At 58.6% G+C, this 14,612-nt stretch carries 17 protein-coding genes; 2 read left to right on the top strand and 15 right to left on the bottom strand.

All coding sequences use genetic code 11. The features are described 5' to 3' along the window. Nucleotides 1–25: 25 nt before the first annotated feature. The 11 genes from DDQ68_RS00185 to DDQ68_RS00140 all read right to left on the bottom strand — a co-directional run bounded on the left by DDQ68_RS00185 (nt 26) and on the right by DDQ68_RS00140 (nt 7,936). Nucleotides 26–232: a hypothetical protein gene (locus tag DDQ68_RS00185; protein WP_211320204.1), complete on the bottom strand. Its 207-nt coding sequence runs from the start codon at nt 230–232 to the stop codon at nt 26–28. A 56-nt stretch (nt 233–288) separates the two neighbouring features. Continuing rightward, nucleotides 289–900, bottom strand: coding sequence for an HNH endonuclease signature motif containing protein (locus DDQ68_RS23315; RefSeq protein WP_109651694.1), 612 nt, complete (start codon nt 898–900; stop codon nt 289–291). 151 nt (nt 901–1,051) lie between these two features. Then, nucleotides 1,052–1,213 (bottom strand): hypothetical protein, encoded by a 162-nt coding sequence (locus DDQ68_RS00175; protein ID WP_162549663.1) that lies wholly within the window; start codon nt 1,211–1,213, stop codon nt 1,052–1,054. A gap of 20 nt (nt 1,214–1,233) precedes the next feature. After that, nucleotides 1,234–2,730 carry a replicative DNA helicase gene (gene dnaB / locus DDQ68_RS00170; RefSeq protein WP_162549662.1) on the bottom strand — a complete coding sequence of 499 codons (1,497 nt, stop codon included), beginning with the start codon at nt 2,728–2,730 and terminating at the stop codon, nt 1,234–1,236. Beyond that, nucleotides 2,727–3,725, bottom strand: coding sequence for a hypothetical protein (locus DDQ68_RS00165; protein WP_109651684.1), 999 nt, complete (start codon nt 3,723–3,725; stop codon nt 2,727–2,729). The genes dnaB and DDQ68_RS00165 overlap by 4 nt, the downstream gene beginning before the upstream one ends. Before the next feature lie 2 nt (nt 3,726–3,727). Further along, a complete protein-coding gene (locus tag DDQ68_RS00160; protein ID WP_109651681.1) occupies nt 3,728–4,708 on the bottom strand; it encodes a 3'-5' exonuclease in 981 nt (326 codons plus the stop codon). After that, nucleotides 4,701–5,786: a RecT family recombinase gene (locus tag DDQ68_RS00155; RefSeq protein WP_109651678.1), complete on the bottom strand. Its 1,086-nt coding sequence runs from the start codon at nt 5,784–5,786 to the stop codon at nt 4,701–4,703. The genes DDQ68_RS00160 and DDQ68_RS00155 overlap by 8 nt, the downstream gene beginning before the upstream one ends. Nucleotides 5,787–5,798: 12 nt before the next feature. Further along, on the bottom strand, nt 5,799–5,939 hold the full coding sequence (locus DDQ68_RS22275) for a hypothetical protein (protein ID WP_162549661.1): 141 nt from the start codon (nt 5,937–5,939) through the stop codon (nt 5,799–5,801). 68 nt (nt 5,940–6,007) lie between these two features. After that, nucleotides 6,008–6,406: a hypothetical protein gene (locus DDQ68_RS00150; protein WP_109651675.1), complete on the bottom strand. Its 399-nt coding sequence runs from the start codon at nt 6,404–6,406 to the stop codon at nt 6,008–6,010. A gap of 134 nt (nt 6,407–6,540) precedes the next feature. After that, the gene (locus DDQ68_RS00145; RefSeq protein WP_109651672.1) at nt 6,541–6,990 is read right to left on the bottom strand and encodes a hypothetical protein; all 450 of its coding nucleotides are present in this window, start codon (nt 6,988–6,990) and stop codon (nt 6,541–6,543) included. 232 nt (nt 6,991–7,222) lie between these two features. Beyond that, the gene (locus tag DDQ68_RS00140; protein ID WP_109651669.1) at nt 7,223–7,936 is read right to left on the bottom strand and encodes a BRO family protein; all 714 of its coding nucleotides are present in this window, start codon (nt 7,934–7,936) and stop codon (nt 7,223–7,225) included. Between the two features lie 394 nt (nt 7,937–8,330). Between DDQ68_RS00140 and DDQ68_RS00130 the strand changes: the two genes are divergently transcribed. Next, a complete protein-coding gene (locus tag DDQ68_RS00130) occupies nt 8,331–8,915 on the top strand; it encodes a helix-turn-helix domain-containing protein (protein ID WP_109651663.1) in 585 nt (194 codons plus the stop codon). Nucleotides 8,916–9,259: 344 nt separating this feature from the next. Here DDQ68_RS00130 and DDQ68_RS22270 read toward each other — a convergent pair whose 3' ends face one another. From DDQ68_RS22270 to DDQ68_RS00120, 3 genes are all read right to left on the bottom strand, one after another. Continuing rightward, nucleotides 9,260–10,033 (bottom strand): hypothetical protein, encoded by a 774-nt coding sequence (locus DDQ68_RS22270; protein WP_162549660.1) that lies wholly within the window; start codon nt 10,031–10,033, stop codon nt 9,260–9,262. Nucleotides 10,034–10,219: 186 nt separating this feature from the next. Then, nucleotides 10,220–10,465: a VOC family protein gene (locus DDQ68_RS00125; RefSeq protein WP_211320203.1), complete on the bottom strand. Its 246-nt coding sequence runs from the start codon at nt 10,463–10,465 to the stop codon at nt 10,220–10,222. Nucleotides 10,466–10,632: 167 nt separating this feature from the next. Then, a complete protein-coding gene (locus DDQ68_RS00120; RefSeq protein WP_109651660.1) occupies nt 10,633–12,225 on the bottom strand; it encodes an OmpA family protein in 1,593 nt (530 codons plus the stop codon). 1,361 nt (nt 12,226–13,586) lie between these two features. On the opposite strand from DDQ68_RS00120, the gene DDQ68_RS00115 reads away from it, so the two are divergent. Then, entirely contained in the window at nt 13,587–14,063 is a 477-nt protein-coding gene (locus tag DDQ68_RS00115) for a fasciclin domain-containing protein (protein WP_245897466.1), read from the top strand. A 152-nt stretch (nt 14,064–14,215) separates the two neighbouring features. Here the strand turns inward: DDQ68_RS00115 and DDQ68_RS00110 are convergent, their stop codons facing one another. Further along, complete coding sequence (locus DDQ68_RS00110; protein WP_109651656.1) at nt 14,216–14,494, bottom strand: GNAT family N-acetyltransferase; 279 nt, start codon at nt 14,492–14,494, stop codon at nt 14,216–14,218. Between the last annotated feature and the right edge of the window lie 118 nt (nt 14,495–14,612).

Raw genomic sequence — 14,612 nt, 5'->3', positions numbered from 1 at the left:
AATTGATAGGAATGTGGAGAGGCGCTTAGGGCAAGGGCGGTGGGGCGCACACGATGGCCAGGGCCTCGTCGACAGATGTTACCACGTGGTATGGGGAGCCGCGCCAGTGGGCCCGAAAATCGAACTCGCCGAGGGTGAGCTTCTCCTTCTCGCTGGTCTTGATTTCCATTAGAAAGGTGCGGCCTCGGTAGCCGACCAGGATATCGAAGGCGTTTTTGAGCTGGAACGTCATCAGCACACTTGCGCCAATCCGACGAAGTGCGCTGACTATTTCAGCCTGGTTTTTATCTACTCTTGCGGCAGTTCGCATTTGTTTTGGGTTCGCTGATTGGCACGTTCTCGGCGGCAGATGTTGCAATGCTTGTGCCCAGTTGAGGGCTGGGTGTATGTGTTTTCGGGCGTGTACTCATGCCCACGCTTACAATGTGTTAGCGGCGGCTTTGGCGGTTTGAGTTCTTTGGCGCGACGAACACGGTAATAATGGTCTAGGGTGTTCTTGTTGCGACACGCGCGGCAGTAGCGCCCCTTTTCGGTAATAATGGTGTTTATCTCATCATAAGCATGGCCTTGAGGGCAGTGAGTTACCTGCTGGTGCATATGGCGACCAGCCGCAGTCATATCCTGCATGTTGTCGGTGTGAGTGCCAACCGACAAGTGGGCCGGGTTAACACAGGAGGGATTGTGGCAGCTATGCCGAACAAGTAAGCCCTCGGGTATTTGGCCGTTGGCCAGCTCGTAAGCGAAGCGATGCGCGTATACCATGCGCCCGCCGTTTTTACGCTGGCCGCCAACCCCGAAGTGGCCATAGCCTTTCGGACCTTTAGCGGCTGTCCAAAGCCAGCACTCACCTTGTGGACCATAGCCAGGTGTCTTGTCAATCTTGCTTGTGAAGCGTTCCATATTTCTGCTGTTTGGTTATGTACCAAATATACAAGAAACGCTTCGATATTACAAGTAAAATGCTGATTATTAATGTGGAGAATTGACGCTCCAATTCCTCGGAGCGCCTTGACTATCTCGGGCTGGTTAGCGTCTACTCTGGCGGCAGTTCTCATGCGGTAGGTTTTTGATAAGGGTCGGGTAGCCCCCGACGTAGGTATTCGGCCCGTACCAGGGCCAGGCCGGGGCCTTGGCGTACCCGGTAGTAAATCAGCAGCTGGGCCAGGTAGGCCGGCGAGTGCCCGGCCAGGGCGGTGCGTAAAGCGCGTTCCACGGCGGGCGAATAGGCTTCCATCAGAACGGCAGATTGGCGGGGTCTTCAAACTGCGAGGTGGGCAGGGCCCCCAGGCGCACCATGCGGGGCCCGACTTCGATTTCATATGCCTCGGTATTGCCTTCGCCCAGGTCGAAGAAGGTGCCCCGCTTCATCGAGCAGCCGGCAATGACTTCGCCCAGCGCCCCGTTGCGGTGCTTGCAGATGTCAAAGAGGATGGTGTCCTGGGTGGGGGTGCCGTCGCTGTATTCCTCGATGCCGTAGTACTCGCCGCGCCAGAGCATCACCACCATGTCGGCATCCTGCTCCAGGCTGCCTGATTCGCGCAGGTCTGAGAGCTGGGGGCGTTTGTCACCGCCGCGCGTCTCCACCGAGCGGCTGAGCTGCGAGAGGGCAATGACCGGTACGTCAAGCTCCTTGGCCAGCTCCTTCAGGCCGCGGGTGATGCTACCAATTTCCTGCTCGCGGTTGCCCTTGGTCTCGCCCTTCATCAGCTGGATGTAGTCCACCAGGATCAGGGCCACGCCGTGCTCGGCTTTGAGCCGGGCGGCTTTGGCGCGCAGCTGGAAGATGGAAAGGCCGGGCGTGTCGTCGATGAGCAGCTTATCGGTGCGCAGGCGCTTGGCCGCCTCGTAGAGCTGGTGCACCTGCGGTACCCCGCCGGCGATGTTGCCCCGGCGCAGGTCGGCATTGCTGTAGCCGGGCACCTCGCTGGCTACCATGCGCTGCATGAGTTGCTTGGTGGGCATTTCCATCGAGAAGATGGCGGCGGCCCGGCCCAGGTCCAGGGCGCAGGTGCGGGCGAAGTGCAGCAGCGCGGCGGTTTTGCCCATTCCGGGCCGCGCGGCTAGCACAATCAGGTCCGAATCCTGCCAGCCGGCCGACACGTCGTTCAGGGCCCGCAGGCCAGTGCTCACACCGGTGAGGTCCGGCGACTCCACCGCCTTCACGAGGTCGGCAAATACGCCGTCGTAGGTGCTGGCCGCTGTTTGCACGGCCTTGCTTTCCAGGCCTTTGTGCAGGCCATTTAGCTCGAGCTGGGCGGCGGTGAGCAGGCCCAGCGCGTCTTCGCCCTCGTCGTAGGCGTGCTGCATGAGCCGGGTGCTGGTGGTGATGAGCTGCCGGCGGGCCTGGTATTCCTGCACCAGGCGGCAATGGCTTTCGATGTGGGCCGCCGAATTTATTTTCATCGTGAGCCCAGCCACGAAGTGGGGGCCCCCGACGCGCTCCAGCACGCCGTCGGCGCGCAGCTGCACGGTGAGGGTGAGTTGGTCGATGGCCTGGCCGGCGGCGAAGAGCGTGCGCACGGCGCGGAAGATGAAGCGGTGGGCGGGCACGTAGAACGCTTTTTCGCTGGGCAGGATGCCGAGCACCGTGCGCAGGGCATCGGCTTCGAGCAGCAGGGCCCCGAGCACGGCGGCTTCGAGGGCGGCGTTGTGGGGTGGCACGTGGCCCACGGCCAGGGCAGGAATGGGGCGGGTAGCGGCAGCGAGGACAGTGGAGAAGGCGTTTTTCATGACCAGGATTGCTTGGCGGTGGGAGAGGATTTGCTTTGCTGAGGCGGTGGGGGCGGGCCCGGGGCGCCGGCGGGGCGGGTGTCTTTGGCCTTGGCCACCCAGTCGCATTCGTCCCAGATGCCGGCCAGGTAGTCGTCGAGCTTGTGGGGGCTGAGGCTGCGCAGCTGGCGGATTTGGCGGTAGCCGCTGAACTGGGCCGCGAGGTAGGTGAGTTGGCCGGCTTGCTGGACTTCGTGGACGAAGCGAGCGATGCGGGCCCAGCGGGGGAAATTCTTCTGCTCGGTGACGTACCACAGCGCTGCAATCTGGGCGGCCAGCGCCTTGGTTTCGGCCGTGTGCTGGGGGCCCTGTTCAGCCCGCGGGGCGGGGCGCACCGCAACGGGGGTGGGGGCAGTAATTTTTGCTTTCAGGTCGGGAGAAGAAATTTCGGAAATGCCCGCCCCCATTTTTTTTTCGGGGGGGTGTATTTCATTGGAATTTCTACTGGAGTTTAAATGGTAGTTTATGTCTGCAAAATTTGCAATAGGCTCTTGCAAATTTTGCAATAGGTCTATGGCAGATTTTGCAATAGGCTCTTGCAAATTTTGCAATAGGTCGGGGCTACTTATTGCAGATTTTGCAATAGGTTCGGGGCTGTTTTCGTTAGGCACCAAGGGCGTTAGCACGCGCTTGTGGAAGGCACTTTGGTTAGTTTCGCGGTGCAGCCAACCGGCCTCTTCCAGCTCTTTCAGGGCCCCGCCAACGCTGCGCTTTTGGATGCCGGGCAGGCGGTTGACAAAGTGCTGATCGTTGGCCCAGACGCTGCCCGAAACCTTATGCAGGTCAAGGATTTCGGACAGCACCAGCCGTGCCGGCCACGACAGGCCAGGGGCGGCCAGCACATCGGCTGGGATGACAAGGGCGCGGTTGGTAGAGGTGACGGACATGCGGTGCTTGGGAGCGGCGGCACCACCGAGAGTGGCCGTCAGCGGGGAAGGAGAAAGGGCGGGTTGCATGGCTAAGCGGCTTCAAAAAGGGAAGCCACCGGCTTGGCGGCCCGCTTGCTGGGCTTGCCGGTGGCGTTGCGGAAAGAGGCAGGCACGGCTTCGAGCTGGTGCAGGTGGCGCAGCAGGGCGAACGTCATGCGCACGTCGGCCAGGGCCCGGTGCGCGCCGGCCGTGCGGATACCGAAGCGCTGGCATAAATCGCCCAGCTTGTGGGGTGCCGGCAACCAGTGGGCGGCCAGTACCAGCGTATCGAGGAAGGGATTAGCCAGCGGCTCGGGGGCCCCCAGCGCCGCGCGGGCAGCGTTCACGAAGCGCAGGTCGAAGCCCACGTTGTGGCCTACCAGTACCGAGTCGCCGGCTAGCTTCTTGAACTGCTGAAGCACGTGCTTGGGCTCGGGGGCCCGCGCTACCTGGGCCGTGGTGATGCCGGTCAGGTTAGTGATGAAGGGCGGCACGGGAATCGGGCAGCGCACGAAGAGTTGCAGTTCGGCCACCGGGGTCCAGGCCACGTAGCGCACGGCGGCCAGCTCCAGCAAGTGGTTGCGGGTGGCGTCGGTGCCGGTCGTTTCCACGTCGAACACCGTGAAGTCATCCAGCCAGTGAGATGCTTCGGCAAGCATCAGGGGCTCCGCCGCCCCGGCCTCTTTGGCAGCGTGGGCCCGCACGGCCATGCCGTATTTCAGCGACCTGGCAAACGCTGCCGCCTGGTACCGCTTCGCTTCCTGCTCGCGCAGGTACGCCACGCACCGGGCGTGGGCGTCGTGGAAGAGAGCGGCCGGGCAGGGCACCGGCAACGGAAAGGCCTGCGGCACGGGCAGCAGGGCCGGGGCACTCAGGTAGTAGAAGCCGTCTTCGTACTCGTGCACCGACGAGAGCAAGCCCTCGTCGGTGAGGCGGAAATACTCGCGGTGCCAGGTGCACGCATTTTTTTTGCTCGTGCCATCGGTAATGCTGCGGCTCATGCCGGTGGTGCGCAGGTAGTAGTTAGGCACGGGGCACTTCCTTTCCTTCCTCTAGCAAGGCCTGCGCCTGCTCGATTTCGGTGAGCAAATCCACCGCCGTTACCGTCAGGGCTTTTGAGCGCGAGACCAGGGCGCCGTGCCTGGCTTCTCCGAGCGCGGCCGCGTGCTCGTGGGCGAAGGCTTCCAGCTTAGCACGGGCCTCTTTCAGCGCCTGGGGCGAGGGGCGGTACTCGACGCACTCCGCAATCTTAGCCGACTGGGCCAGTGCCTTGGGCAAGTCCAGCCGGTTGAGGTGCTGCATCATGCGGCTGCGCTCGCCGGGCGTGATGTGGCGGCTGGTGAGCTGCTGAATGATGCGCTTGCGCACCTGCTCTAATTCGTCCTCACCACCTGGGGCCGCACCAATTAAGGGAGCCGGGGCGGCCGAAGTAGGGGCCCCGGCGGCGGCTTTTTTTGGCGCGTCCGGAGAGGCCACCACCACGGCGCTGGTTTCTGCTTCGGGAGTGCTTTCCGGGGCCATGTCGAGGCCAATTTCTTCTTGCGTTACCAGGCCTGAAATGCTGAAGGCCCGCTTCAGGGCCATCGCTTCTGCCACCTTCACAATCATTGCCGACGGGTACTTTTTCCACGTCGGGTTGTTGCCCGTGCCGTACTCCGCAAACGGAGCGTAGAAGTACGCGGCGCGGCTGCGGTCCTTGCGGAACACCAGGGCATAGGCCCCGATGATCAGGCCCCGGGGCTGCCCGTAGGCGTGCTTCACGGTGCCGTCGGGTAGTTTTTCAAGTAGGTCATTGGCGCACACCACATCCGACTGAATGCCGTCCATTTGCACGTCGCGGCTGGCAATCTTGAGGTAGCCGTCGCGGCTGGTGAAAATGGTGGCGGCTACCTCTTCCGGCCGCTGTCCTGCCCGCAAATATTTAATCAGCCAGATTTCTTTAGCGAAGGGGTCCAGGCCGTAGGTTTTGGCCAGGTGCATGAAGAGCATAAATTCATCGTCCGTCGCGCCTTTGGCTACGGTGTTCTTCATCAGCTGCAACTGCTCGGGCGAGAAGCTAATCTGCTCGGCCAGCTCGGCTTTGCCTTTTTTGGCGAGGGCGGTTTCCATGGGTGGGAGAGGCTAAAGGCCACGCACCCACCAGGCGGCGAGCAGCAGCAGGGTGAGAGAAAAAAGCAGGGCCCCCAGGGCGCGGTCGGCGCGGCGGGCAGCAGCAGCCCCAGCGGGGTGCGGGAAAAAAAATGGGTTTCGTTTATTTTGCATTATATTCGCATCGCGTTATATTTAAAAAGGTTGAAAGGCCCGCGTTGGAGAGCGCGGGCCTTTCGTTTTTAAGCCGCTTGCTGCTGGCCAGCTTCCAGGGCCGCGTGGCGCAGGGTGGCCACCAGCTTGTCGAAGGCGTGCAGCGGGCATTTCGTGAGCTGGGCCCGGATGTCGATTGCCTGCCACTCGGTGAGCCCGCCGGCGCGGCGGCTGATGTCGCGCAGGGCCCCGTCTACCTCGAAGGTGCGGCGGGCCTTGGCCAGCGCCACGCGCAGTTCTTCGACGGCCGCAGCAGCGGAATAGGCTTCCACGGTCACGCTGGTTTCAATCTTCTGGCTGGTAGCCTTGAGCCGGAAGCGCAGCGCGTTCAGGCTCTTGGCTTCCTCTTTCTCCCAGATCATCGCACTGATGTTGAAGTGCGGAAAGGCCGCTTTGGCCAGGTTGCGGAACTGAAGGAAATCAGTCATTTAGCGGAGTCTTTGCAAGCGTTTCTGGATCGCCACGAAGTCAGCCAGTTTGCCGCGCCAAGGCGAGGGCACCGGCACGCGGTCGTAGTAGCCGGCCACGTAGGCAGGCACTGATTTGGGGGCCTGCTGCATGATTAGGCAGCGACGGCAACCGTCCCGTTTTCGCGCTGGCTGGTCTTGCTGCGCAGCTCTTCGATGGCCAGCTGCGCCGTTTCCTCCGTCATGCGGCTGATGCGCAGCAGCGTGTAGGTTTTCTCGCGGCGGGTGATGACGGGGTTGTTCAGCAGCCGGATGATTTCCTTCTTTTGGTAAGCCAGCGCAGGTGCCAGGGCTGCCAGCGGCCAGGCCACGCCCAGCCGCTGGGCCAAATCGCTCAGCACCTCGTCGGTCGTGTGGCCGATGCCCATCGCCGTGTGCACGTCGAGCGGGTTGCGGTGGCCGTCGGGATCGAAGGCCGTGAGCACGTAGGTATGGCGGCCGTTAGCCGCGCGGCTGTCCTGAATGCGCACTTCCAGGTCGGGTTGACTGGAGGCGGCGAAAATTTTGGCGGCCTCAGCGGCCAGCCAGTCGGTGGTGTGAATCATGGCGTAAGAGCGAAAAAGAGGTGGGGATAAAATCAAGCGCAGCAGTAGAGCAGCAGGGCGAGCACGGCCAGTAGCAGGGCCCCAGCGAGGCGGGCGACGGCGGGGCGCAGGGGCGGCGTGGGGGTCAAGGGCGGGGCAATAGTGGTAGGGTGTGGCAAATGTACAGCAACTTTTGTTTTATACAATGTATATTAATCAAAAGTTGCTGTTTTATTAGACAAAAAAATAAGCCTCACCGCAAATGCATTTCAAGCTGATTTTTATGAACGTATACCCGCCCAAACATTAAGTCAAAATGCTCTTTGTTAGAGGATGCGCTCATCAGTGTGTTTAGCGCGGCGATGTGGCTTTGCAAGGCTTCCCTGGCTGGTTCTGCCAAGTATTGGTGCAGAAAAGCGACTTCATCATCTCCGCCGTAGCTGGCCCGGGCCGCTTTTAGTTCTTTGGCCATAAAGCAGTCCATGCAGTTATAGACGTACTTATTGATAAAAAGCCCCACAAACTGCGGGGTACCCTTGGGATTGTAAGGCTGGCCGTACAGCTTGAGCACGTTGCGCATAAATTCGGTTGGGAAGGTTTTTTCCCACGAACGCGGCGACGGCAGTAACTGGCTTTGCAGCGAGTAGGTGCCGGTTTTGCGCAGCGTGGGCAACACTACCTCAGCCACCCAGTCGGTAAACGCTTCGGCTTCCAGCTTGTCTGAACGGAAAGCCAACTTGTACATGGCGGCTTCGGAAATAAACAAGACTCGGCGTACTTGACCTGAGTATGGAATTTCCATACTCAGCTTCCATTCCGGTTTGATGGCTTTTAGCGTGTCGTTGCCGTTCCATTTCAAGCCAATGGCAGCGGCAACATTCTTGGCAACAAACCAAGGGTTGCCGTTTTCGTCGGTTAAGGTGCCGACTTCGTGGCTGTTAAAATCAAAGAGCTGTACTTTTTTCATGCGTGAAAAAGTTAATAGTGAAAGAATTAAGCAACTGATGCGGCGGGCCTGGCAATAGCTTTCAGCGCGTAGAACCCATCCCAGTAGACAGTCCGCCCCGCCACGGCGGCGTGCAGCTTTTTGATGTCAACGTGGGGGAATTGCGCCTCTACGACTTTGCCATAGTATTTGGGTAAAGTGCCCAGCGCGGCCATTTCAGTGGCAAAGCGCTGTTTGTCTGGGTGGGGTTGGATTCCTCTAGCCATAGTATTTCTTTGAAAATTACTTTTATTGTTACAGTTGCTTTGATTATTACAACAGCCTTTGTAACATTGTGCGATGTGAGGTCGTTAATACCGAGTTGCTGTGCTGCAAAGCTAAACAGTAACTTTTGATTTTACAGCAACAATTGTAAATGTTTCTTTTTTTACCAGCAATCATGGAAAATAGCCCGGGCGGACGCCTGCGCACTTTGCGCGAAATTTTGGGTTTTGCCGGCAAACAGCAAGAATTTGCCGATGCGGTAGGGTTGTCGCAGCAGAGCGTTTCAAATATGGAACGCGGCAAGACCGAACCGGCTGCCAAGTCTTTGGCTAAGATTCACAAACGCTTCCCAATGATTAACCTCAACTGGCTGGTAACCGGCGTGGGGCTACCTGTAGACAAGTCAATCGGCCCGATGCTCCCCCTGACGGCCGCCGGCGAAATGGCTGACATTAACGCCCGGACAGCACGGCTCACCAGCGTCCCAGCTCCAACCCCGGTTCCTTCGCCCGGCCCCACCACCGGGGCCGAAACCATCACGCACGGCGAAACGCTGATTCAGCTGGCGCGGGCCGAAGCGCTGGCCGAGTCGCAGGCCGCGCAGATCGTGGCTTTGGCGCTACAGGTGGAACGCCTTTGGGCCGAACTGGGAAAGTCCGGGGGTAGCCCAGACGCAGCCGCTCCTTTCCGCTTACGCTTCCCGCACGACGGGCAGCGGGTGGCACTGGGCCGCTGAGCTACCCGATTGCCCCTTTTTTTTGGCCCAGCCGGTTACCAAATCGGTTACCGGATACCCAAATCAAGGAGTAAGCTGCTTATTATCATTTGTTTAGGCGCGCAATCCTTATTCCTAGCGCGACCACCAAAGAAAGAGGCCCCTTGCAATGATGCGAGGGGCCTCTTTTCGTTTCGAGGCAATTACTGAATTTCTAGTAGGGACCTAAAAAAGTCTCAAATTCCGCACAGTTTGCATTATCTCCAACACTCATAGTGGGTGTTGCTCGGCAAAGGTGCGCAACTGATTTTCAATATCCTAGCTTTTAGTTTTCATTGACATCCGGGCGCAAATAGCCACTTGCATTAAAGTATAGACATGCTCGCTACATAATCAGCAACCGATATCGAACCATTAAAATAAGAATCGCTTGTGGCATCAATGAACAAAGGTACTTTCGTCATATGTCCATAATTAGTTGGTAATGGGAGTTTAAGTTTTAACATATCAAGCACAATACTAGCTCTTTGCACATACGACGCTCTTTTGTAAGGCCTGCCTACATCTTTCTCATCATATTTTTTACAAAATTCTTTTATTGACTTATTAACGCCCTCGCCAAAATCCAAAGCCTGTTTACAGCTAGGGATATAACCGGCGTGTATAACTTTATTCCTCAATTCACTTTCATCAAATAGCAAAGGTATTTGGCCAAATTCATTGATATACAGAGAACAAAATGCCCCTATTTGTCTCTCTGATTGCTTCAGAGTTCCATTCCAAAATTTCCCAAACTTTGGTAAGGTATCTGGCCCACGCTGGACCTGCCTTTCATCAAAAAAATTATCCATTAAAAATAGAATAATGGAGAATTCATAAAATCTTTCCAAGGCGACGGCGAAACTCGTCACCGCTTCTCTATAGTATTCGTCTTTTAAAGCATTTATACCTGATTCGAAGAGTATTTCAAATTTGTGGTTTGTGAGCCATCCTCTCTGCTGATGTCCCCTGTCGCACGTTATATCATATAGGCTTGTATTACCTAATTCTCTTAGGCTAGTAGGCTGAGGAGAATTCAAACCCCGTTGACCATCTGGCAAGAGAAAGAAACATGAGGTACAAGGAATTGCGAGCTTCATAAAATCAGAAATAAACCAAACTTAAACCTACAAAAGATCCTCTAAAGAACGGTGTAGAAGAATGGCCCGGAAAACCTGCGTTTTCGGGCCGTTTGAGCACCTATGGTTCTCATTCAAAATACGACTATTTTTCGAAGGCATTGATCTATTGGGACTCAGCACCAAACAGGCCCTACCAACCTCTCCTCAAACCATATAAAACTCCCAGGCGATGCGGTCGGGGTCTTTGGAGGCCACGTAGACTTTTTGCAAGGCGGAGTCAGTTTTGACGCCGGTGTTCTCTACGCCGGCGGCTTGGAGGGCGGCGGCGACGCGGTGCAGCTTGGTGGCGTCTTCGCAGGCGGTGGCGATGTGGTCGAGGCCGATGTTGAAGGGCGCGAAGGTGGTATCGGCCGGGTGCGGGGGCGCGGTTTGCTTGAAGCCTACGAACACGCCTCCCCTACTTAGCTGGGGCCCCGTTGAAAACATAAAACCCGTCCCCAGTGCCTGCAAGGGCCCCAGAGACGGGTTTTATTGGTTAGGTCTGGCTTCCTACTATAGCAGCCGGCTCCGTTCTAATCGCCTGGAACTCATTGGACGGGCCCCAGGCGATTAGGAGACTACTTCCTCTTGCGGCTGCGGGGCGAGCCGGTGCCGATGGTTTTCTTACCCGGCAGCTTCTTGCCTTCGGCTTTCAGCTCGCTGATGGTGGGGGCGGCGCCGTATTTCACTTCGGCGGCGTTGGTTTCGCCGGTGAGGTAGGGGTCGAAGTCCACGCGGCGGTTTTTAGCCTGGCCGGCGGCCGTCTTGTTGTCGGCAATCGGGTGGGTTTCGCCATAGCCACGGGCCTCGATGCGCTCGGCGGCGATGCCTTTGCTCAGCATATACTTGCGGGCCGCGGCGGCGCGCTCGTAGCTCAGGCGCAGGTTGTAGTTGTCGTCGCCCTTGCTGTCGGTGTGGCCAGCAATGCTGAGCGAGTAGTCGGGGTACTCGTTCATGATTTGCACCATCTGCTCCAGCTTGGGATACGACGAGGGCTTCAGGGTCGACTTGTTGAAGTCGAAGTTGATGTACTTCGTGGCTTCGTTGAGCACCTTCTTGGTTTCGGCCTTCATCTCGGGGCAGCCTTTGTTGCTGGCGGGGCCGGCACGGTCGGGGCACTTGTCCTGGTAGTCGGGCACGCCGTCACCGTCGCGGTCCAGCGGGCAGCCGGTGGCGTCCACTTTCACACCAGCGGGCGTATTGGGGCACTTGTCGAGGTAGTCGGCCACGCCGTCGCCGTCGGCATCAAGCGGGCAGCCGGTGGCGTCCACTTTCACGCCGGCGGGGGTGTTGGGGCACTTGTCGTCGTTGTCGGCCACGCCGTCACCGTCCGCATCCGGGCAGCCTTGCAGGGCAGCCAAGCCTTTCACGTCGGGGCACTTGTCCTGGTAGTCGGGCACGCCGTCGCCGTCCGTGTCGAGGGGGCAGCCGTTCATGTCCACTTTCACGCCAGTGGGCGTATTAGGGCACTTATCTTTTTTGTCCGATACCCCATCGCCATCGGAATCTTTGGCTTTGCCTAGGTTAGCACGCACACCAGCCGTGAATTGCAGGTACCGGTCGTGCTTGTCCCAGAACGTCGTAGCGTTGTTGTCCACACCGTCGAGGCGGTCATCGTTAGCCTGCAAGTAGGCCTGGGTGGCTTGCACGTAGAAAACGGACGACTCACCCAAGTGGAAGTCAAGGCCGCCGCCTACCTGGCCCCCGAAGGTGCCAAAGCGGTTAAAATTGTTGGGGCCCGTTGGGGTAGCGTAGCGGTCGGCCAGCACCCACGAAAATTGCGGCTCTACCAACAGGTAGGGATGCAGGAAGAAGCTGTCCTTAATAGGAGCCTTCAACTTGAAGCCCAGGCCAGCCTGGTACATTTGAGCCTTGAAACGCTGGCCCGTGCTATTAAACGTGCCAGGATCTTGGGGGAAGCGCAGTCGGGTATAGTCCAAGTCCAGCCGCACGTCGAGCCAACGGCCAACATACTGCGTGATGTCGAGGCCACCGCTGTAGGGCATATTGTCCCACTTCCAGAAGGCATTGCCCAGGTCGCCGCGGTACTGTGTGGCGTTGGCGTGCAGGCCGATGGAAGTCTTGCGGTCGGCGGTTTGCGCTTGAAGCCGGGGAGCGGCAGCAAACAGCCCTACGCCCAATAGGGCGGCTTTGTAACAGACGTGTTTCATAAGTAAAGTACCTGCGCGGTGTGTACGCAGGTTTTATTTAGGTGAAGGAATAAAAGGGATTGTGTTATACTCGTCACGAAATAGGGCGCGGGGCATGTCCCCGCCCGTCGTTGAACGAAAGCCTACTGAACCGTTCAATGACTTCCTGATGTTACGCAGTCCTTTCGTCAGCCTACTGGAAACAGGCTTTTGCAGTCCATACAAATACCCTTTCCAGCAGATAGCTGCAGGTGCTGCGTAACATCAATGACTTCGTCTTCGCATTCCACTTCGTGAGCAGTACAGTATTCAATGAAACCGGCGTACTAGGTGCAAGAGAATTGTTTAATTAATACGGCAACCAGATCCAAAAGTGTCGTTCTAGCGTTACTGTTGCCGAATGCCGAAAAAAACGTTCTTAACAAACCTTACCCTGCTAGTTGGATTTCGGGCAAAGCAGCATTTGGCCGCCATTGCGCTGGTACCTGGGCCAGGAACTGCCCACCGTGCAACGGGTAAGCACCAGACGGGCCATGGCTGATAAGTAATAAAAAGAAGAACGGGTTAGCTCCTGCCAAGAAGCTGGATAGCCCCTTTGAACGGCGCGGGGCCAAAGACGTTCGGAAAATTTTTACAAACACACCGAAATAGCAGCCCAGTGCGCCCTCTGCGACTGCGGATGGCCGCGGCAGCCAACCGGAGTAGCGCCGTGAAAACAGTTGAAATAGCCAGCCTTTGGGCAAACGGGGCCCCAGCGCATTTTTCTTAACGCTGGAAAAGACCTGCCCGCACCGTTGGGGCTTTTCGCCGGAGGCCAAGAGCAATTGCCGGCTCGGTTCCCGGAGAGCCAGCGCGGCGGCCCCGCGGGCCCAGAAACGACCCGGGTACCCGGCCCACCTTAGCAACAGACCCTGGCTGGAGCTCCTGCCGCTCGCAAAGCAGCTGCCCGGTCCCGGGGCCACGCATCGAACCAAACGGCCTCCTGCCTTGCCAACGCCGCCGAAACGGCCGCCGCTGGTGGGGCGGACCTGACGGGCCCCCAACGCCCCCCGCGCAGCCAAACCCAAACCGGGCAGGGCCCCGTATAGAGCGCTGGACACGCACCTGGCGCGGCCCCACGCTTACACTTTTTTTCTTTCTTTCTCTTCTTTCTGATGAACACCAAGCACTTCCTCGCTACCCTCGGCTTCGCCTTTGCTCTTACTGCTCCCGCTTTTGCCCAAACTAAAGTGTCAGACGGCGGCGATAAGGTTAAGACCACGGAGGACGGCGTAATGACCAAAACCAAGGTTGCCGACGATGGCAAGATGAAGGTGAAGGCCAAAACTGCCGCCGGCGACCGCCTGAAAGCCACTACCAAGCCCCGCAAGGGCGAGAAAGGCATGGCTGGGGGCCAAGGCGTAATGGTGGGCGGCGCCATGATGATGCCCGACAAGGACATTGTGGACAACGCCGTGAATTCGAGCGACCACACCACGCTGGTGGCCGCCGTGAAAGCCGCCGGCCTGGTGGAAACGCTGAAAAGCGCCGGGCCCTTCACCGTATTTGCCCCCACCAACGAAGCCTTTAACAAGCTGCCCGCTGGCACGGTGGACAAGCTGGTGCAGCCCGACATGAAGGACAAGCTCACCACCATCCTCACCTACCACGTAGTGCCCGGCCGCCTGATGGCGGCCGACCTGAAGGACGGCCAGACGCTGACCACCGTGGAAGGCGAAAACCTGACCGTGTCGAAGAAAGGCAAGAAAGTGATGCTGACCGACGCCAAAGGCGGCACGGCCACCGTCACCATCCCCAACATCGTGGACTCGAACGGCGTAACCCACGTTATCGATACCGTGCTGATGCCGAGCAAATAAGCTGCGTAGCTGCGAATTTATGGGGCCCCGCCGGTAATCCGGCGGGGCTTTTTTTTGTGCGCGAAGCTGGGGCCCCAGGGCAAAATTCAGGCGGGGGCACCGTAGCGCGAGCTACCAAGTTCGCGCTACGGTGCCCCCGCCTGAATTTTGCCCTAATCTGCCAGTACGTCGGCGTATTCGGCGCGGTGGCGCTGGGCGAAGGTGGCCATGAACGTGCACGAGGTGCGGGCCTTCAGGTGCTGGGCGCGGGCGAAGGCCAGGCCGGCGCGGGCCAACTCGTCGGCCACACCCTGGCCGCGCAACGATTCATCGACGAAGGTGTGCACGAAGTCGATGACGCCGGTTTTGGATTGCTCATACACCAGCTCGCCGGTCCCGGCGGCCTGGGTAGCGGTGAAGCGGTGGGCAGCGGGGTCGTGTTGGATGGGCATGGAAAAAGGTTGGAAAGTGGGGCGATTGGGTGGAGAAAGGTGGCGGTTGGGAAGGTGTAGGTGAACGGCGGCGGCAAATTTGCGTAAGCAGAAGTAGAAACCCAATCCCCTGGGCCTT

This window comes from Hymenobacter nivis, assembly GCF_003149515.1.
In the GTDB taxonomy this organism is placed as follows: domain Bacteria; phylum Bacteroidota; class Bacteroidia; order Cytophagales; family Hymenobacteraceae; genus Hymenobacter; species Hymenobacter nivis.
The sequence above is the reverse complement of the archived record's forward strand: the minus strand, read 5'-3'. Positions and strand labels throughout refer to the sequence as shown.